Source organism: Microbacterium pumilum, assembly GCF_039530225.1.
Lineage (GTDB): Bacteria > Actinomycetota > Actinomycetes > Actinomycetales > Microbacteriaceae > Microbacterium > Microbacterium pumilum.
In genome coordinates this window covers 937,557-957,519 of record NZ_BAAAOH010000001.1, presented here as the reverse complement: position 1 = coordinate 957,519, position 19,963 = coordinate 937,557, and the positions used below count along the sequence as shown (strand labels likewise).

Genomic DNA, 19,963 nt, shown 5'->3' with positions numbered 1-19,963 from the left:
GTGAGCCACGACATCCCGCGATTGACAGTGACCGTCCCCACCGAGCAACTGGCCGAGGATGTCGGACCGCTGCCGGATGGCGCGGAGCTGCTGGTCTGGGCGATGGACGGCGACGCGCCCCGCGAGCACATCGACATCGTCGTGCCGCCGTACATGTCCATGAGCGATGTGCTCGACCGGCTGACCGACGTCGACGTGCGGCTCGTGCAGAGCCAGTCGATCGGCTACGAGGGCGTGGAGGACCTGCTTCCGGCGGGCCTGCCGTTCGCGAATGCCGCATCGGTGCACGAGACGTCGACCGCGGAGCTCGCCGTGGCTCTCACGCTGGCCTCCCAGCGCGAGCTGCCCGCCTTCGTCCGTGCGCAGGACGAGGGGCGATGGGCGCCCGTGTTCGCCACGAGCCTCGCCGACCGGCGGGTGCTGCTGGTCGGGTTCGGTGGAGTGGGCAAGGCGATCGCCGATCGCCTGCTGCCCTTCGAGGTGGAGCTCTCCGCGGTCGCGCGGACGGCACGCGTGGAGGACGGGATGACGGTGCGCGCAATCGACGAGCTGCCCGAGCTGCTCGGTCGCGCCGAGATCGTGATCCTGTCGCTGCCGGGCGGCGACGAGACCCGGCACATCGTCGACGACGCATTCCTCGCCGCACTGCCGGATGGTGCGCTCGTCGTCAATGTCGGCCGCGGCCCCCTCATCGACACCGATGCGCTCGTCGACCACATCCGCCGCGGCCGCATCCGCACTGCGCTGGACGTGACGGATCCCGAGCCGCTTCCCGCCGATCACCCGCTGTGGACGCTGCCCGGGGTGCTCATCTCGCCGCATGTCGGAGGCGCGTCGACAGCGATGCAGCCGCGGATCGCGCGGCTGGTGCGCACTCAGATCGAGCGGATGCTGGCGGGCGAGCCGCCGCTCAACGTGGTCATCGGGGGCTGAACGAAGGATGCCGTGGTGACCGACGCCGAATCGCTGCGGTTGCGCATCTATGGGCAGCTCGCCGCCGAGGGGAGGGTCGACGGGGTGGGCGCACTGGCCGTTCAGTTCAGCTCTACGGATGCCGACATCCAAGTGCTGCTCGGGGAGCTCGCAGCGCAGCGGCATCTCGTGCTCGCGGCTGACGGAATCGTCGAGCTCGCGCATCCGTTCGGTACGCGGGATTTCGGATTCTCGGTCAAGAGCGACCGAACGCTCTGGTGGGGCGGCTGCGCGTGGGACTCGTTCGCCATTCCTCACCTCGTACCGCACGCGTCCCCCGCGCTCGTCGCCACGACGTGCCCGAACTGCGGGGCGGCGCACGCGTGGAACGTGGATCGCGAGCATCCACCGGAGGGTTCGCAGGTCGCTCACTTCCTGACGCCGATGGCGCACGTCTGGGACGACGTCATCCACGCCTGTGAGAACCAGCGCATCTTCTGCGATGAGGTCTGCGTGGATGGGTGGCTCGGGCGCACCGGCTCTCGGAAGGGCTCGGTCTTCGACATCCCGACGCTCTGGCGGCTCGCCTCGCACTGGTACGACGGCCGGCTGAGCCGGGGCTATCGCCGGCGCGAGCCGGTGGAAGCGGCGACGTACTTTCGCGACGCCGGACTGAGCGGGTCGTTCTGGGGCAACTGAGCGGTGCCGGACTCGCGTCTCAACCGCCCGCGCCGGGAAACCAGCCGAGCGCGCCGGCAACGGGGAGCGGTGCACATCGGCGCGACTCTTCGAGGCAGTGCAGCGGCGTGTCAACCGAACGCACCTCGGGCCAACTGACCAGTCGCCGCCGGGGCGAGCGTCGCCACGTCCGAGCGGCCGCCGACCGACCGCGGGTGCTCAATGCGCGCCAGTGCACAGTCCGACTTCACATCCGTCGCGCGACGCGCTCGCGCATGCGGGTCGGCGACTTCGTCACGGGCCGCCATCGCTGTTTCGAATCCCACCACGACGGGCCGCGAACCTCGGGAACACCGTGGTTCATCCGGATCTGCCACCCGCTCGAATCGATCGTGCGGTGATGGAACCAGCAGAGCAGCACCCCGTTGTCGGTGTCGGTGGCGCCGCCCACCGCATGCCCTGTCACATGGTGGATCTCACACCACTCTGCGCTGACATGGCAGCCCGGGATGACGCAGCCACCGTCGCGAACGCCGATCGCCCGTCGCTGGTGGTGGTTGAACACTCGCTCCATGGTGCCGATCGCCACGATCCGGCCGTCAGGGCTGAGGAGGATCCGCTGCACCGCGCCTGAGCAGGCGATGTGGCGCGCAGACGTGAGCGAGATCGGTTCGTCGCAGCCACTGATGTGCGCGAACCCGCGGCCCTCGGCGACATCCTCAGCCCGAACCGAGACAACGAGCGTCGGCGCCGCTCCGCCGAGCGTGGGAAGACCTCCGGACGCGGCCAGCGTGGTCAATGCGGTCGCGAGGGCATCGTGCTGCTTCTGCGCGCGTGAGCGCGTGTCGGCGATGGGGACGCGCGGTGCATCGAGATCTGAAACGTCGGACTCGACGAAGGTCGGGCCGCCCGGCGACGAAGCACCGTCGGCTTTGGGATTGAGGATGCTGTCGAAGATCCGCTGCAGCTGCCCGGCGACCTCGGGGAGCAGATGGCCGCGGATCGGGACGAGGTGATCCCGGCACACACCGACGGTCACGCCGCGCTTGCGCATCGCCTGCCTCTCACGAGGTTCGGCGCCGTCTTGATCGAGGTACATCGCCCACACGGTGGCGAGGGCGCGGAGGTCGTCGGCGCACGCTGGAGGTGCTGCATCCGCTCCCTCGCCGCGCGCGCTCGATGCGAGTTCTTCATCGGCGGCGAGAATCGCGGTCCGACCCGCGGAGCACAGCAGCAGTGGCTTGGAGACCGCCATCACGGCGTCGAGGCCGACATGACCGGCCGCCATCGCCTCGCGCATCTGCGGAAGGTCGGACGGCAGAATCTCGCCGCTGCTCGGGGCGACGTTTCGATGCATGGCACGACCAGCGGCGAGGAAGTCGCTCGCCGTGTGCTTCGAGACACGGGTGGTGCGTTGCACGAGCTCGATGACAGACCGACAGCCGAACCGCGTCGTCATCCGCACATCGATCGTGGCTCGATCCGATCGCTCGTCGACCTCGCCGGTCGTCTCGATCATCAGCGCCTCCGCGCTGCGAGCGACCCCCGCGGCCGCCGCCATGATCTCCAGGATCTCGGCGTCGGACATCGCGCTCACCGCATCACTCGCGAACGCCTCGCTCACCACCGTCGAGAGCTCGCCGCTGATCCTCTCGAGGGCGTCGGCGAGGTTTGTCATGGTCCCATTCTGCTCGGGGCCACCGACATCCGAGCGTCGTAAAAGGCCCAGATGAGGGGATCAATCCGATCCTGTGGAAACTCCGCTGAGCGCCCAGCTGGGGAGGAATCGCAGATGCCCGATCGCGATCGAGCGGGTGCCGGACGCGTCGACAGGCTCAGGACGGAGCCGATGCGACCGGAGCATCACGGACGGTCGACGTCCTCCCCCGACCAGAGGTCGGCGCACTCCACCTCGACGACTCCATGCGCGGCGAGGTACGGGCGGGCGCCGCGGTCGCCGTCGAGCGCCTCCGCCAGGGGCGCGAAGTGCGAGCGCGCAATCGCGACCGGATGCCCGGGCACGCCGCCGTACACCGCCTGCACGAGCGGCGAACGTCCCCGCAGCGCGCCGAGAACCCGCGCCACGGCTGCGGGCGCCGCATCCGGAGTGTCGACGGGGGTGATCGCGACGGCATCCCACCCCTCCGTCGACGCCGTGGCGAGACCCGCCCGCAGCGTCGCGGCAAGACCGTCAGCCCAGTCCGCGACGGTCACCACCGACGCCCACTCAGGCACGAGCGCCGCTACCTCGTCGCCCGCCGCGCCGACGAGGACGACCACCCCGTCGCAGCCTCCGTCGCGGAGCACGTCGACGGCCCTCGCGACCCACGGAACACCGTCCGCACCGCGCACGAGGCCCTTCGGACGCCCGTACCGTGTCCCGCCACCCGCGGCGAGGACGAGTCCGCAGACGCGCATCGATCCTCCGACCCAGACGGCGCAGCGACTCACCACTACTGCCTTTTCACGACAGCCCACTGTTTTTCAGGACAGCCCACCGCTTTTTCACGACAGCCCACTGCTTTTCACGACAGCCCACTGCTTTTCACGACAGCCCACTGCTTTTCGCGACAGCCCACTGCTTTTCACGACAGCCCACTGCTTTTCACGACAGCCCACCGCTTTTTCACGACAGCGTAGTGCGCTGGAAACACGTCCGGGTTAGCGTGACGGGATGCTGGAACTGGCGCACGAGCTGCTGCCGCTGTTGCGCGCGGGCGCCGACGTCGCTGTCGTCACGGTGACGCGCGTGGCACGCAGCGCACCGCGCGGCGTCGGCGCCTCGATGGCGGTCACGCGCGAGTGTCGCGTCATCGGCTCCATCTCGGGCGGATGCGTCGAGTCCGAGGCAGTGAGCCTCGCCCTCGCGGTGCTCGCCACCGGTCAGCCCCGCGCAGCCTCATTCGGCTACTCCGACGAAGCCGCCCACGCCGCCGGTCTCGCGTGCGGCGGATCGGTGGACGTGATCGCCCACCGACTGAACGCGGCCGACGGCGACGCCCTTGAAGCGCTCGACGGGGCCGCCTCCGACCGCGCCGTCACGGTCAGCCTCGACCTTGCGTCCGGAGCCGTGACGCTGGTCGACGATGTCGATCCGCTCAGCCCACGTGCCCGATCGCCGCTCGGTCGCGCCGTCGCATACCGCGAGAGCCGGGTCCTTCCGAGTCCTGACGACCTGCTCGTGCTCTCGCAGGCTCCGCGTCCGCGCCTCATCATCCTCGGCGCCGGTGAACATGCCGCCGCGCTGTGCCGGGTCGCCGCCGCGGCCGGGTTCGCGGTGTCGGTCTGCGACACGTGGGAGCTCATGGCAACCCCCGAACGCTTCCCCGACGCCGTGGAGGTCGTCGTGGCGCCCCCTCACGAATACCTCGCCGACCTCGACCCCGCGACGCTCGACGCCCGCACGGCGGTATGCGTGCTCACGCACGACGAGCGGGTCGACATCCCCGCGCTGAAGGTCGCGCTCGGCCTGCCGGTCGGCTTCGTCGGTGCGATGGGCGCGCGTTCGACCGTCGCCCATCGGATGACCCTGCTGCGCGCCGCCGGCGTCGACGAGGTGACCCTCGCACGACTGCACTCACCTCTCGGCCTCGACCTGGGCGGCTCGAGCCCGCTCGAGTCGGCGGTTGCCGTCGTCGCCGAGATCGTCGCCTCACGCTACGGCGGGCCGGGGGCACCCCTGCGCGAGACCGAAGGACCCCTCCACCGATCGAACAGCGCGGACGATGCCGGGACCCCGGCATCCTGCACCCCCAAGACGACGGCCCCGTCCGCCTGACCCCCGAGAACAGGATCATCGTGCGCACCATCATCGAAGGCGGCTACGTCGCGACCGTCGATCCGTCAGGTGCCGAGCACGCCACGGGCCACGTCGTGATCGATGACGGCGTCATCTCGGCGGTGGGCGCCGGTCCGGCATCCGACGATCTCCGCCCCGGCGCCGAGATCGTCGATGCGACCGGGTGCCTCGTCACCCCCGGCCTCATCAACACCCACCACCACCTGTACCAGTGGCTGACCCGCGGCTACGCGCAGGATGCGATCCTGTTCGACTGGCTCACGGCCCTGTACCCGCTGTGGTCGCGCATCGATGCGGGCCTCACGGGCGCCGGCGCGGCGGGAGCGATGGCGGTCCTGGCGCGGTCGGGCTGCACCACAGTGGGCGACCACCACTACATCTTCCCGAAGGGCTCGGGGGACATCGTCGGGGCGATCGTCGAATCCGCCGATCGTGTCGGAGTGCGGCTCCACGCCACGCGCGGCTCTATGGACCTCGGCGCCTCGCAGGGCGGTCTGCCGCCCGACTTCGCCGTCGAGACGACGGATGCTGCGCTCGCCGCATCGCAGGAGGCCGTCGAGCGGTACCACGACCCCTCGTTCGGCTCGCTCGTGCACGTCGCGATCGCCCCGTGCTCACCCTTCTCGGTGACCGCCGATCTGCTGCGCGAAGCGGCGCAGCTCGCCCGCTCGCTCGGCGTTCGGCTGCATACGCACGCGTCCGAGACGGTCGAGGAGGACGCGTACTGCGCGGAGCGCTTCGGCAAGACCCCCACGCAGTACCTCGAAGACCTCGGCTGGCTCGGCGACGATGTCTGGATGGCGCACTGCGTGCACCTCGACGACGTCGCCATCGCGCGCTACGCCGCGACGGGCACCGGCGTCGCGCACTGCCCGTCGTCGAACGCACGGCTCGCCTCGGGCATCGCCCCGGTGCGCGACCTGCTGCGCGCGGGAGTGCCGGTGGGACTCGGGGTGGACGGCGCCGCGTCGAACGAGTCGGGTCAGCTCGGCATCGAGATCCGCGAGGCCGTGCTGATGAATCGCCTGCGCACCGGCGCCGACTCGTTCAGCGTGCGCGCCGGCCTGCAGGTCGCGACGATGGGCGGTGCCCGGGTGCTCGGGCGCGACACCGAGATCGGCTCGCTCGAAGCGGGCAAGGTCGCCGACATCGCAGTGTGGCGGGTCGACGGCGTCGAGCATGCCGGCATCCTGGACCCTGTGGCCGCACTCGGCCTCGGCGCGATGCCGCCCCTGCACCGCCTCTTCGTGGGCGGCCGTCCGGTCGTCGTCGAGGGCTCTCTCGTCACCGTCGAAGAGCAGGTCATCGCCGAAGAGGTCGCGGCAGCCTCGCTCGAGCTGGCGGAACGGCTCTAGCCGGGGCATCCGTGGACATCGACACCGTCACCACCTACCGTCGCGCGCGCGGCCGCGCCGACCTCGCGCTCGCGCCGGGCGAAGTGCTGCTCGCCGGGGGCACGTGGCTGATGAGCGAGCCGCAGCCCGAAGCGACGGGTTTCGTAGACCTGACGACTCTCGACTGGCCCGACCTCGAAGTGACCGAGGCGGGCCTGCGCATCGGAGCGACCTGCACGATCGCGCAGCTCGTGGCGTGGGCGCAGGGAAGGGCGGCGACGGATGCCGCGCCGCTGCCCCCGTCGTGGACCGCGACGTCCATGATCCCGGATGCCGCCAACGCCCTCCTCGCGTCGTACAAGATCTGGAACACCGCGACCGTCGGCGGCAACGTATGCCGCTCGTTCTCGGCGGGCGCCATGGTCTCACTGGCCGCGGGCCTGGACGGCCTGGCCGTGGTCTGGACCGCCGACGGAGGCGAGCGCCGCCTGCCGGTCGCGGAGCTCATGACAGGCAACGGCACGAACAGCCTCAAGCGTGGTGACGTGCTGCGGGCGGTCGAGCTCCCCGCATTCGCTCTGCGCTCTCGAGCGCTTCTGCGCAAGATCGCGCTCGCCGAGCTCGGCCGGTCGGGCGCTGTCGTCACAGGTCGGGTCGACGAGGACGGGAGCGCGGTCTTCGGCGTCACGGCGGCGACGCTCGTGCCGGTGGTGCTGCGGTATCCGGCGCTTCCCGACTCGGCGACCCTGGCGGCCGATATCGCCGCCGCACCGGGCTATTACACCGACCCGCTCGGCGTCGCCGACTGGCGCCGCGGGGTCTCGGGCGTGCTCGCCGAGGCGATTCGCCAGGAGCTCGCGGCATGAGGATCACCTGTTGAGAATCACAGTCAACGGCGAGCCGATCGAGGCCGAGCCACGTCCGGGGCAGTGCCTGCGCACGCTCCTGCGCGAACACGGTCATCACGAGGTGAAGAAGGGCTGCGACGCCGGCGACTGCGGCGCCTGCGCCGTCATCCTCGACGGCGAGCCGGTGCATTCGTGCATCATCCCCGCCGTCCGGGTCGAGGATGCGCACGTCATCACGGCGGCAGGGCTCGCGGACGGCGATGCGCTGCATCCCGTGCAGGAGGCGCTCATCGAGCACTTCGGGTTCCAATGCGGCTTCTGCACACCCGGCATGAGCGTGACGGCCTCGACCCTGACGGGGGACGACCTGCCTGACCTCGACCGGCGCATGAAGGGGAGCCTCTGCCGCTGCACCGGGTACCGCCCGATCCGCGACGCGATCACTCAGGCAGTCCTCGGCCCGGTGCGCGAGACGGGGCCCGCTCTTGAGGATGGCTCAGGGCGTTTCGTCTCGCGCAGACCCGAACTGAGCGAGCGCCGGCGAGTCGACGTGTCGCTCAACGACCGGGAGGGGCCTGACACCCCGGTCGTTGAGCGAGGGAGCGCAGCGGCCGAGACGGAACGCCCCGACCCGATCTCGACGCCTGAGCACGGCGTCGGCCGATCCGTTTCTCCCGAGGCCGCCCGCCGTGTCGTGCAGGGCCTCGAGCCGTTCACGTTCGACACCGAGGTGCCCGAGGCCCTCGTGCTGCGGGTGCTCGGCTCGCCGCATGCGCACGCGCGCATCAGGGCGATCGACACCTCCGACGCGGTCCGCGTGCCCGGAGTCATCGCCGTGTTCACCCATCACGATGTGCCGGCGGGCCGGTACTCGACCGCTCGGCATCAGCATCGTGAGGACGATCCCGATGACCTCCGGATGCTCGACGACGTCGTGCGGCACATCGGCCAGCGCGTCGCGGCGGTCGTCGCCGAGACCAGCGCGGCCGCCGAGGAGGCGTGCCGGCGGATCCGGGTCGAGTACGACATCCTGCCCGCGGTCTTCGAGCCCGAAGCTGCGCGCCAGCCCGGTGCGCCCGTCATCCATCCGGGGCTCACCGCCGAAGATCGTGTGGACGATGCCTCCCGCAACCTCATCGCCGCACTCCACGACGGGTTCGGGGGCGACGTCGACACGGCGCTCGCGGCGAGCGAGGTGACCGTGAGCGGCACGTGGCAGACCCAGCGCGTCTCGCACGCGCAGCTCGAGACGCACGGTTCGATCGGCTGGCTGGACGACGACGGCCGGCTCGTCATCCGCTCGAGCACACAGGTGCCCTTCCTCACGCGCGACGAGATCGCGCACCTCTTCGATCTGCCGACCGATCGCGTGCGCGTGTTCGCCGCTCGGGTCGGGGGCGGGTTCGGCGGCAAGCAGGAGATCTTCACCGAAGACCTGGTCGCCCTCGCGGTGCTTCGCACCGGACGCGCGGTGGCCTACGAGTTCGCGCGCACCGATGAGTTCCGCCGCGCGTCGGTGCGGCATCCGATGCGCGTCTCGATCTCGCTCGGAGCCTCGCGCGACGGCCGGCTCACGGCGATGAAGGTCGATGTGCTCAGCGACACGGGAGCGTACGGCAACCATGCGATCGGCGTGCTCTTCCATGCGTGCGCCGAGTCGTTGGCGGTGTACCGCTGCCCGACCAAGCGTGTCGACGCCGAGGTGGTGTACACGAACAACGTCCCGTCCGGAGCCTTCCGCGGCTATGGCCTCGGGCAGGTGATCCTGGGCATCGAGTCCGCGATGGACCTGCTCGCCGAAGAGCTCGGCATCGACCCATTCGCATTGCGCCGGCTCAACGTGATCCAGGAGGGCGACCCGCTGCACCAGACCGAAGACGAGTACGAAGCCGACCTGATCTGGGGCAGCTACGGGCTCGACCAGTGCCTCGACCTCGCCGAGGCCGCGATCCGGCGGGGCAACGGGGTGGCGGCGCCACCCGGCTGGCTGGTCGGCGAGGGCATGGCGCTCGGGATGCTGTCGACCATGGCTCCGGGCGGCCACATCTCGCACACCACGGCCACCCTGCGGCCCGACGGCTCGTACCTGCTCGCGGCAGGCACGGCCGAGTTCGGCAACGGCACGACGACCGTGCACCGGCAGATCGCGGCGACGGTGCTCGAGGTGCCGTTCGAGCGTCTCGTGCTGCGAAGCTCCGACACCGACGCCGTGCGTCACGACACGGGTGCCTTCGCCTCGGCGGGGATCACGGTCGCCGGCAAGGCATTGCACGGCGCGTGCGTCGCGCTGCGCACCCGGATGCTGCAGATCGCGGCCGGCCTTGTGGAAGCGGATGTCGCCGAGTGCCACCTCACGGCCGATGGCGTGGTGACCCCTACAGGCACCGTCGACTTCGCACGGATCGTCTCGGCCGCTCCGGCCGACGAGCGATCCGAGGACGGTCTCGTGGCCGAGGGACGCGAGTTCGGCGCGCAACGGTCGCTGGTCTTCAACGTTCACGCCGCCCGGGTCGCGGTCGACCCCGGCACCGGCACGGTGCGCGTCCTGCAGTCGGTGCACGCGGCCGACGCCGGATTCGTCATGAACCCCGCGCAGTGCCGCGGTCAGGTGGAGGGCGGCACGGCGCAGGGCATCGGCAGCGCGCTGTACGAGGAGCTGTTCATCGAGGACGGGCAGATCGTGAACCCGGTGTTCCGCCAGTACCGCGTGCCGCAGTTCGCGGATGTGCCGGTGACCGAGGTGTACTTCGCCGAGACCTCCGACGATCTGGGTCCCTTCGGCGCGAAGTCGATGAGCGAGTCGCCCTACAACCCGGTCGCACCGGCGATCGGCAACGCCATCTCGCGGGCGATCGGCACGCGCGTGTTCGAGCAGCCGTTCTCGCGCGACCGGGTATGGCGCGCCGTGCGCGACGCGAGCTGACCTCGCCTAAAGCGTCTTCTGCGGATGCATGCCCATGCGGGCGAGCACCACGTCCTCGACGATCTGGATGACGTTGTAGAGGATGAGGGAAGCCCCGGTGACGGCGACGACCGACGCCCACAGCGCGGTGAACTGCGCCTGCGGGATGAAGCCGCCGATCGAACCTCCGATGCCACCGCCCACCGCGAGCCATTCGGCCAGGAGCGCTCCGGTGATCGCGCCGGGCACCGAGATGCGCACGGCCGCGAAGAACGCGGGCTGCGACGACGGCATCGCGACCTTGCGCAGCTTCGACCACGAGCCGCCGCCGTAGACCTCGACCAGGTCGTTCATCTGCGGCGATGCGGACTTCAGCCCGAACGAGATGTTCACGAGCGCGGGGAAGAGCACGACGATTCCGCCGATGACGGCGACGGTGACCCAGCCGCGCTGGAAGATCATGATGATGACGGGCGCCATTGCGATGAGGGGCACCGAGCGCAGCAGCATCGCGACAGGCATGAGGGCGGCCTCGGCCCCCTTGCTGAGCTGGAAGACAGCGGCAGCCAGGATCGCGGCGAGCAGACCCGCGACGAACCCGATCGCCGCGTCGCCGAGCGTGACCATGAGGTTGCCCATGATCAGTTCGCGGTTGGCCGCGGCGTTGGGGACGGTGAAGAAGTAGTTCCAGACATCGACCGGACCCTTGGCGATGAGGGGCGAGATCTGGAAGACCCACAGGATCCCCACCCACAGCGCCACGACGGCGACGAGGGTCAGGGCGAAAGTGAGCAGGCTCCAGCCGAGCGCTCGCAGCACACCGCGCGTGGCCGCCCGCCGGACGTCTGCGCTCAGATCGGCGGTGGGCGGGGCGGTCTTCTGGAGCTCGTACGCCGCGGTCATGGTGGTCATGCCGACTTTCCCTTCGACCAGGGTGCGATCCCTCGGGCGATCAGCCCCACCAGCGCGAACCCGAGCAGCGCGACAGCGCCGCTGGCCAGGGCCAGTGCCCAGACCTGGGGGGCATTGGAGTTCTGCTGGGCGAGGATCATCGCGATGCCCACGCCGACTTCGATCTTGCCGAAGAACTCGCCGAGCACCGCACCGAGGAACGCGGCCGGCACGGCGATCTGGAGGGCGTTGAGGATGGCGGGCAATGCGGCGATCAGACGCACCTTGACCAGCTGGGTGAAGCGGCTGCCGCCGTAGACGGTGATCAGGTCGAGGCTCGACTTGTCGGCCGACTTCAGACCGAGCAGCGCCCCGACGACGGTCGTGAAGAAGACCGACAATGCCGCGAGCAGAATCGCCGTGCCGCTGGGCTGACCCACGCCGGGCGCCGGGATCACGACGATCGCCAGCATCCCGACCGCGACGATGGGGATGCAGTAGGTGATGATGGCGAGCTGCATCGCCAGGCCCTCGAGACGTGGGATGACGAGCACCACCGCGGCGAGGATGAGGGCGATGGCGTTGCCCCAGAAGTAGCCGATGGCCGCCTCGGTCAGCGTCACGGAGAAGTTGCGCCAGTAGTACTCCCAGCCGCTCTCGACGTAGGTCTGGACGACCGCGAGCGGGGTGGGGATCGGATGGGCACCGGTCGGCGTGACGTAGAAGACGGCGACCATCCACCACAGGATGACGATGAGCAATCCCCCGATGACACCCGTCACCCAGGCCGGCAGCTTGATGTCCTGCCAGAGGATGGCTCCCGGCTTGGGAGTGGTCTCAGTGGTCATCGGCCGCAGCGCCGCCCTCGCCGAACAGCAGTTCGGACGCCTGATCGACGTATGCGTGGAACTCGGGGGTGCGCATCATCTCGGGCGTGCGGGGGCGGGGAAGGTCGATCGTCATGACCTCCTTGACCCGGCCGGGCCGGGGGCTCATCACGGCGACGTAGTCGGAGAGGAAGATCGCCTCCGAGATGCCGTGCGTGACCAGCAGCGTGGTGGCGGGCTTCTCGGTCCAGATCCGCAGCAGCTCGAGGTTGAGCTTCTGACGGGTCATGTCGTCCAGCGCGCCGAACGGCTCGTCGAACAGCAGCACGTCGGGCTTGAGGATCAGGGACCGTGCGATCGACACCCGCTGCCGCATCCCGCCCGACAACTGCGCGGGCTTCGCCTTCTCGAACCCCTTGAGGCCGACCAGCGAGATCATCTCGTTGACATAGTCCTTGTCGACCGTCTTGCCGGCGATCTCGAAGGGCAGGCGGATGTTGGTCAGCACGCTCCGCCACGGGAGGAGTGCCGAGTCCTGGAACGCGATGCCGAGCTTGTTCTCCTTGCGCAGCTCCTTCGGGCTCTTGCCGTCGACGCGCGTGGATCCGCTCGTCGCCGGCTCGAGCCCGGCGAGAATCCGCAGGATCGTGGATTTGCCGCATCCCGACGGCCCCAGCAGTGCCAGGAACGAGCCCTGCTCCGTATGGAGGTTGGCGTCCTTCAGTGCCACGACGCTCTTGCGCCCGGACGTGAAGACCTTGTTCAGGCCCGAGATCTGCAGGCCGGTGCCCAGGGCATCGCCCTGGGCACCGATCTCTGCGGCGCCCGTGACACGATTATCCGTCGTGAGGGTGGGCTGCTGCGTCATGGCATGATCCTGTCTATTTGGCGTAAGCCACCAGGTCGGGGTTCTCCTCGTAGACCTCGCTCAGGAGCGAGAGGTCGAAGAGATCGGATGCCTCGAGCGTGATGCCCGCCCCGGCGAGGCTCTTGACGGTTTCGGCCTGCAGCTCGTCCGAGATCGTGAACAGGCCGTTGGCCTCGGTCTCCTCCGAGACGACGAGCTCCTCGGCCTGCACCGTGGCACCGGCGACGGAGTTCTCGAGGTTCAGATCGAGGTCCTTGCCGTAGTCGTCGACCGCCAGAGCGGCACCGGCCGCCGGGTCGTTGACCGCGTCCGTCCAGCCCTGGATCTCAGCCAGCAGGAACGCCTTGAGCTTGTCGCGGTCGTTCGCGATGGCGTCGTCGGTCACCGTGATCGTTTCGGCGACGAAGGGGAGGCCGTTGTCGGCGAACGGGAGGTTCGTCGTCTCGACGCCGGACGCTGCGACGGTGATGGCCTCATTGGTCAGGTAGGCGATGAAGCCGTCGACCTCGCCGTTGGTGAGGGGGGCCGGGTCGTACTGCACCGGAACGATGGTCAGCTCGGACTCGTCGATGCCGTTGGCCGCCAGCAGCGCCTTGAAAAGCGCGGTGTTGGAGTCCTGCACACCGATCTTCTTGCCGATGAGGTCCTCGGGCGTGGCGATGTCACCGCCGTCCTTGAGCGAGAGCACCGTGAAGGGGTTCTTCTGGAAGGTCGTGCCGATGATCTTCAGCGGTGCGCCCTCCGATGCGACGACCCCGCCGATCGAGACCGCGTCCGACAGCGCGACGTCGGCGCTGCCCGAGATGAGCTCGGCGGCTCCGGTCGAGGGTCCCGGGACCAGCGTCACCGTGCCGAGGCCGGCGTCGGTGTAGTAGCCCTCGGAGTCCGCGAAGAACTCGCCCGAGAACTCCTCGTTCTTGATCCAGCTGAGCTGGACCGTCAGGTCGCCGAAACCGGCCGCGTCTCCGGCGGAGGACTCGGACGGAGTCGAGCCCTCAGCGGACGCGCAGCCGGCGAGGGCGAGCGCCGCGAGGGTGACCCCTGCCAGGGCCGTCACGACGCGCGACGCGCGCCGAGAGGAAAGATGTGTCATGGGCTGTGTCTCCAGGAAGCGGGTGGTGCATTCGGGTGGATGTACACGCGCGCCCAAGGGCTCGGCGAACCGCGCTGTTCCTGAAAGTAGGGGATGCAGATTTCACCAACACTGGCGCTGGTGTTTCCTGGGCGTAAAACGTGTCGATGAACGAGGTCGATCCGCCGCGAGGAGCACATCCGCCGGGCCCGCCCTCCGCGCCGAGACCCCGCGTTCGCGCCGAGACCCCGCGGTGTGCGGGCGGGTGTCGGCGGAAGAGCCGGGTCTCGGCAAAGGCGCGACGTCAGGAGGCAGGCTCGGCTGCGAGGTGCAGCACCGCCTCGGCGAGGGCGCGGATGCCGAGCTCGACGTCGCCGGTCGAGACGGCCTCGTCGGGGTGATGGCTGATGCCGTCGGGGTTGCGCAGGAACAGCATCCCGACATCCGTCACCGCACCGATCGCCATCCCATCGTGACCCGCCCGGCTGAAGATGGTCGCTGGATCGTCAGTGCTCAATGGGGCTCCGCCCCGAACCCCCGGCTTGCTGACGCGCGCCCCGGCATCCAGCGTCGAAAGGATGCCCTGGCGGATGACGTCCTGCAGCAGGGGCGCGCAGAAGACGGCGGGCGCGCTGTGCACTTCCCGCCCGCTCCAGGTCAGACCCCGCCGGCCCATGATCTCGTCGAGATCGCGTGAGATCGCGTGCCATACCCGGTCGCGCTCGTCGTCGAACTCGCCGCGCAGGTCGAGACTGAACCGCGCCTCGCCCGGCACGATGTTCACCGCGCCCGGAAATGCCTCGAGCTGGCCGACCGTACCGATGATGTGGTGCTCCGACCGGCAGATGCGCTCGACGGCGAGCGCCGCCTCACTCGCGCCGAGGAGCGCGTCGCGACGCATGTCGTAGGGAGTGCCACCGGCGTGACGCGCCAGCCCGTCGACACGCAGCTGGAACCGACGGGCGCTTGCGATCGATGAGACGACTGCGAGCGACTCGCCACGGCGGTCGAGCTCGGGGCCCTGCTCGATGTGCGCCTCGAGGTAGCCGACGAGCTCAGACGGACGGCGTGCCGCCTCGCCGAGGCGACCGGGGTCGAGTCCGAAGTCGAGGAAGGCCTCGCGGACGGTGGTGCCCTCGGCATCCGTCAGGGTCCACCATTCGTCATCCCAGATGCCCGCAACCGCCGACGAGCCGAGCAGCGCCTTGCCGAACCGGGTGCCCTCCTCATCCGAGAATGCGATGACCTCGAGGGCGAAGCGGAGCGGCGAGCGCCATCCGCCGTCCTCGATCGGCGCTCGCAGCAGGCGCACCACCTCGAGCGCCATGAGCACGCCGACGATCCCGTCGTAGCGTCCGGCATCGGGCACGGTGTCGAGATGCGACCCGATCAGCAGGGCGGGCGCGTCGCGCCCGGCGGAGCCGCCGGGGTCGAGCCTGCCGACCTGGTTGCCCGCGGCATCCTGCCTTGTCGACATGCCCACTTCGCGCATCCACTCCGCTGCGAGCCGGTTGACGCGCGCGTGCTCGGGCGAGAGGTAGACGCGCTCGATCTGTCCCGGCGCCGACGAGACCCGGGCGAGCTCGTCGCAGCGCGCCATCACGCGGTGGGCGGCAGCCGCGAGCTGATCGGGAGAGGAATCGAGCCGTGCGTTCACGGCGCCTCCGCGTACACCCCGGTCGCCGCATCCACCCCGCCGCCGGCGGGCACGGCGACACCGAACCGCGCGAGCACGGTCTCGAGGGCGGCGAGCGTCGTGAGCACCGCGTCCTTGCGCGCGTTGTAGCCCATCGTGCCGATGCGCCAGACGCGCCCGTGCAGCGGGCCGAACGACGTGCCGATCTCGATGCCGAAGTCGTCGAGCAGCGCCGCGCGTGCGATGTCGCCCGGCACGCCTTCGGGGATCTCGACCGCGACGACGTTGCTCATCTTGTGCGCGACATCGCCGAACACCACGAGGCCCAGCGCCTCGACGCCTGCGAGCATGGCGGCCCCCGCCACCCGATGGCGCTCGATGACGGCATCCCGTCCTTCGAGGAGGATGATGCGCGCGCACTCCCGGGCGGCATACAGCATCGACGTCGCCTCGGTGTGGTGGTTGAGTCGTCGCGGGCCCCAGTAGTCGAGGATCATGCCGAGATCGAAGTAGTTCGAGCGCACGAAATCGGGCGAGGCCGGATCGCCCGGTTCGCGGATGCCGGCCTCGATCTTCTTGCGGGACTCGATGACGGCGACGGCCCGTTCCGACAGCGTGATGGGCGATGACCCGGATGGGCCGCCGAGACACTTCTGCAGGCCGGCTGTTGCGGCATCCAGCCCCCACGCATCCGCCTCGAAGTCGTTGCCGCCGAGGGACGCCGTGGCGTCGGAGTAGAACAGCACCCCGTGACGGGAGCAGATCGCGCCGATCTCGTCGAGCGGCTGATTCATCGTCGTGGAGGTGTCACCCTGCACCAGGCCGAGGAGCGCGGGCTTGACCCGCACGATCGCCTCTTCGATGACCGACGGCGGAAACACCTGCCCCCAGTCCGTCTCGATCGTGTGCACCTCGGCCATCGCCCGCTCGGCGATCTCGGCCAGCAGATGCCCGAAGCGACCGAAGACGGGGACCAGCACGCGGTCACCGGGGCGGATGAGCGAGACCATCGCCGCCTCGATGCCGGCGCGCGAGGTGCCGTCGACGAGGAGCGTCGCCGCGTTCGAGGTAGCCCACACGCCGCGGTAGAGCTCCTGCGTCTCGGCCATCGCCGCGGTCATGAACGGGTCGTACTGCCCGACGAGCGGCGCCGACATGGCGCGCAGCACGCTCGGGTATGCCGAGATCGGACCCGGCCCCATGAGCAGCCGCGGTGGCGGGTCGATCGGACCGGGGATCGTCACCATCCGGTGCCTCCTTCGTGGTGGCGTGCCACCCGTGCGGGGTGCTGCGGGGCGGGCGGCATCCGGCCGTCTCGTGTCGCCGAACCCACGCGATCGGTCCGAACCCACGCGATCGGCGCGCTCCAACCGAAGGGGTCGGAGGTGAACGAGTGGGTTGGCGACGCCGGCGGGGTCACAGCTGGTCCTCCGGAGTGGTCGGGTCGGCGACCAGGCGGGCGAGCCGGCGGGCGAGGCGGACGAGCGCGATGTCGGTGCCGGCGCGAGACACCAGGCACACGCCGACGGGCGCGGGGCCGAGCTGCGACGGCACCGTCAGCAGCGGTACCGAGATCGCCGGCAGCCCGCCGACGGCGGCGGGTGTCGTCATCCGGAGCGTCGCCTGTCGCACCACGTCGACGCGTTCGCCGCCGTGGGTGCGCATCGGCGCGGGTCCCGGCACGGTCGGCATGAGCAGCGCGGCCCCGCCGACATACTGCTGCAGATGCTCCCGAAGCGGCTCGAGGGCGCGGCGAGCGGATGCCTCGGCCTCTGCCGTGACGTCGGCTGCGAGCCGGAAGCGCTTGGCCACGGCGGCGCCGACGGCATCGGGATGAGCGCGAACCCAGTCGCCGTTGTTCCGCCACGCCTCGGCGGCCTGCACGGTGCGGAAGGGCTCGAAGTAGTCGTCGAGGCTTCCGATCGAGACCCGTGCGAAGGCGGGCGGATCGTCGGACGCCGCCAGCCTGACGAGGAGCGTGTCGAACGCCGCCCGGGTGTCGGGCTCGACGGCGGCGAGCACCTCTTCGGGCACGAGGAAGCGCCACGGCAGGTCGGCGCCCGACTCGCCGTAGACGCTCTCGGTCGATTCGGATCCGTCGTAGCTGAGGCACCAGTCGACGACCCGCTGCAGGGTCGCCCCGTCTCGCGTCAGCCAGCCGATGGTGTCGAAGGACTGCGCGAGCGGCAGGAGGCCCTGCCGCGGAACCAGCCCATGCGTCGTCCGCAGGCCCCACAGCCCCTGATACGACGCGGGCACACGCACGGATCCGGCCGTGTCGGTGGCGAGGCCGACCTCGGCCTGCCCGGTTGCGACGGCGGATGCGGGTCCGCTCGACGAGCCACCGGGGAGCGCTCCGGGCACCGCGCCGTTGGGCGGGGTGCCGTAGTGCACGTTGTCGCCGGCGATGCTGTACGCGAACTCGTCGGTGCGCGCGATGCCTCGCAGCGAAGCTCCGCCGCGCAACAGGTCGCCGACCGCCGGCGCCGTCGTGGTCTCGGCGCGCGCCTCATCGAGGAACGTGGGATTGCCCGCGCCGATCCGGTAGCCCTTGATGGCGAACAGGTCCTTGACGGCGACGTTCAGCCCCACGAGCGGACCCTCCCACGCCCCCTGGTACAGCGGATCGCCGACCGTGCGCCACACCGACCGGTCGAGCGCCTGCGCCCGGGGCGTCACATGCGCCGCTGTGATGAGCCAGCGCCCTCCGATCCGCTCCCACACCTGCGTCTGAAGGCCGGTGCCACCGCCGAGATAGCGCGAGACCGAGACGAGCAGCGCCGCATCCGCACCGAGCGGGCGGTATTCGACCCGCTCGATCGTGCGCGCGGGCACTCCCCCTCGCACGCCGCGGAAGGCGCTGATCGCGTCATGGCCCACGAGCAGACCGGCGCCGTCGCCGCGGAGAGTGCCCGTCCGCGCGGCGAAGGCCGCGTCGAGGGCATCGAGGTCGTTCGAGAGGATGGCGCGCTCGTAGTCCTCGAACGCCGTGAAGAGGTCGTCGGGAATCGGGTCGGGCTCAGCCACGGTCCACCCCCGCGACGTCTTCGGATCGAGTGGCGCGCCGAACGCCCGCCCTGTCGAAATCTGCTTCCCGGATCCGGGCATGGATGCCGCACACGATGTCGACGACCTGCGAGATGTCGAAGTCCGTGGCGGCGCTGAGGTAGGCGTACGCGAGATGCTCATCCATGCCCCAGCGGGCCGAGATCAACTCGATCGCCGCGTGCACGCACTTGCGCATCGCGACGTTCAGGTCGGGATCGAGACCCGTGGGCACGAGGTACTCGGCCGTGCGGACCAGCGGACCGGCGACCTCTCCGAACTCGGCGAGGGCCTCGGTGCGGGGCACGACCTCGAACCGCAGCGTCGCCCGCAGCGAGGCTTCGAGGGCGGTGAGCGCCACCTCGCCGTCGCCCTGCGCGAAGTGTGGGTCGCCGACGTACGCGAGGGCGCCGGTCACCTGCACCGGCAGGTACAGCACGGAGCCCTCCGTGAGGAGATTGATGTCGATGTTCCCGCCGTGGGAGCCGGGCGGCACCGAGTGGGGTCGCTCGTCCGATGCGACGGCGACGCCCATCGTGCCGAGGAACGGCGCGAGCGGGAACTCGACGACGCGCTCGCCGTCCTGCCGCAGCGGCAGTACGCCGACGCGTCCGGCATCCCGGTCCTCGACGGGGGTGAACACGCTCACGGTCCCCTCGGAGCGGGGCAGCACGCCCGCGAGTGCGCCCTTGCCGTGCCGGTTCGAGATGACGCCGTATGGAACGCGCGGCACCAGCCGCTCCACCGTGATCTTCAGGAGGTCGCCAGGCTCGGCATCCTCGACGAAGATCGGCCCGGTGACGACGTGCGGCCCGGCGGACGCGGGGTCCCGCGACATCTCCTCCGCGATCGCGACGGCATCCTCGAGGACGGATGCCGCATCCACACCGTGCGCGCCGAAGTACGCGAGCGGATCCTTTCCCTGGTCTTCGAGAATGCCCTCGTGGCTCACGGTGTCGATCGTGACCGTCTGGCCCGAGGCGATCGTGAGGACCGCGGCATCCGTCTGACAGGGGAGCCGCCCCCACATCACCGTCACCGGTGTGGAGCGCAGATAGTGCTCGCCCGGGATGTCTCCCGTGCCGGGCTGGAGGATCTCGAACGCGGTCCGCATGTCCCCATCCAAGCCCATTTGAGGTTTCGCCCAGGTG

The 19,963-nt window shown here is 70.2% G+C and carries 16 protein-coding genes; 6 read left to right on the top strand and 10 right to left on the bottom strand.

The window, feature by feature from the left end:
* Window positions 1-933 (top strand): 2-hydroxyacid dehydrogenase, encoded by a 933-nt coding sequence (locus tag ABD188_RS04380; protein ID WP_344058888.1) that lies wholly within the window; start codon window positions 1-3, stop codon window positions 931-933.
* Window positions 934-948: 15 nt separating this feature from the next.
* A complete protein-coding gene (gene merB / locus ABD188_RS04375; RefSeq protein ID WP_344058886.1) occupies window positions 949-1,611 on the top strand; it encodes an organomercurial lyase in 663 nt (220 codons plus the stop codon).
* 226 nt (window positions 1,612-1,837) lie between these two features.
* On the opposite strand, the gene ABD188_RS04370 is transcribed toward merB, so the two are convergent.
* Together ABD188_RS04370 and ABD188_RS04365 are read right to left on the bottom strand one after the other, a co-directional pair.
* A complete protein-coding gene (locus ABD188_RS04370) occupies window positions 1,838-3,268 on the bottom strand; it encodes an HNH endonuclease signature motif containing protein (RefSeq protein WP_344058884.1) in 1,431 nt (476 codons plus the stop codon).
* A gap of 185 nt (window positions 3,269-3,453) precedes the next feature.
* On the bottom strand, window positions 3,454-4,008 hold the full coding sequence (locus ABD188_RS04365; RefSeq protein WP_344058882.1) for a nucleotidyltransferase family protein: 555 nt from the start codon (window positions 4,006-4,008) through the stop codon (window positions 3,454-3,456).
* A 256-nt stretch (window positions 4,009-4,264) separates the two neighbouring features.
* On the opposite strand from ABD188_RS04365, the gene ABD188_RS04360 reads away from it, so the two are divergent.
* Genes ABD188_RS04360 through ABD188_RS04345 form a run of 4 tightly spaced genes read left to right on the top strand, consistent with a single transcriptional unit; the run spans window position 4,265 to window position 10,494 of the window.
* Window positions 4,265-5,368 (top strand): XdhC family protein, encoded by a 1,104-nt coding sequence (locus ABD188_RS04360; RefSeq protein ID WP_344058880.1) that lies wholly within the window; start codon window positions 4,265-4,267, stop codon window positions 5,366-5,368.
* A 20-nt stretch (window positions 5,369-5,388) separates the two neighbouring features.
* Window positions 5,389-6,744, top strand: a complete 1,356-nt coding sequence (locus ABD188_RS04355; RefSeq protein ID WP_344058878.1) for an 8-oxoguanine deaminase — start codon at window positions 5,389-5,391, stop codon at window positions 6,742-6,744.
* Window positions 6,745-6,755: 11 nt separating this feature from the next.
* Entirely contained in the window at window positions 6,756-7,589 is an 834-nt protein-coding gene (locus tag ABD188_RS04350; RefSeq protein ID WP_344058876.1) for an FAD binding domain-containing protein, read from the top strand.
* A 10-nt stretch (window positions 7,590-7,599) separates the two neighbouring features.
* Window positions 7,600-10,494 (top strand): molybdopterin-dependent oxidoreductase, encoded by a 2,895-nt coding sequence (locus ABD188_RS04345; protein ID WP_344058873.1) that lies wholly within the window; start codon window positions 7,600-7,602, stop codon window positions 10,492-10,494.
* Between the two features lie 6 nt (window positions 10,495-10,500).
* Here ABD188_RS04345 and ABD188_RS04340 read toward each other — a convergent pair whose 3' ends face one another.
* From ABD188_RS04340 to ABD188_RS04305, 8 genes are all read right to left on the bottom strand, one after another.
* A complete protein-coding gene (locus ABD188_RS04340; RefSeq protein WP_344058871.1) occupies window positions 10,501-11,385 on the bottom strand; it encodes an ABC transporter permease in 885 nt (294 codons plus the stop codon).
* On the bottom strand, window positions 11,382-12,212 hold the full coding sequence (locus ABD188_RS04335) for an ABC transporter permease (RefSeq protein WP_344058869.1): 831 nt from the start codon (window positions 12,210-12,212) through the stop codon (window positions 11,382-11,384). Before ABD188_RS04335 ends, ABD188_RS04340 begins: the two co-directional genes overlap by 4 nt.
* Window positions 12,202-13,059, bottom strand: coding sequence for an ABC transporter ATP-binding protein (locus ABD188_RS04330; protein ID WP_344058868.1), 858 nt, complete (start codon window positions 13,057-13,059; stop codon window positions 12,202-12,204). Before ABD188_RS04330 ends, ABD188_RS04335 begins: the two co-directional genes overlap by 11 nt.
* Before the next feature lie 13 nt (window positions 13,060-13,072).
* Entirely contained in the window at window positions 13,073-14,152 is a 1,080-nt protein-coding gene (locus ABD188_RS04325) for an ABC transporter substrate-binding protein (protein ID WP_344058866.1), read from the bottom strand.
* Between the two features lie 283 nt (window positions 14,153-14,435).
* Window positions 14,436-15,731, bottom strand: a complete 1,296-nt coding sequence (locus tag ABD188_RS04320) for a Zn-dependent hydrolase (protein ID WP_425561366.1) — start codon at window positions 15,729-15,731, stop codon at window positions 14,436-14,438.
* A gap of 53 nt (window positions 15,732-15,784) precedes the next feature.
* Window positions 15,785-17,014 (bottom strand): pyridoxal-phosphate-dependent aminotransferase family protein, encoded by a 1,230-nt coding sequence (locus tag ABD188_RS04315; RefSeq protein WP_344058862.1) that lies wholly within the window; start codon window positions 17,012-17,014, stop codon window positions 15,785-15,787.
* 169 nt (window positions 17,015-17,183) lie between these two features.
* Window positions 17,184-18,794 (bottom strand): AtzH-like domain-containing protein, encoded by a 1,611-nt coding sequence (locus ABD188_RS04310; RefSeq protein ID WP_344058860.1) that lies wholly within the window; start codon window positions 18,792-18,794, stop codon window positions 17,184-17,186.
* The gene (locus tag ABD188_RS04305) at window positions 18,787-19,926 is read right to left on the bottom strand and encodes an acetamidase/formamidase family protein (RefSeq protein ID WP_344058858.1); all 1,140 of its coding nucleotides are present in this window, start codon (window positions 19,924-19,926) and stop codon (window positions 18,787-18,789) included. The genes ABD188_RS04310 and ABD188_RS04305 overlap by 8 nt, the downstream gene beginning before the upstream one ends.
* Between the last annotated feature and the right edge of the window lie 37 nt (window positions 19,927-19,963).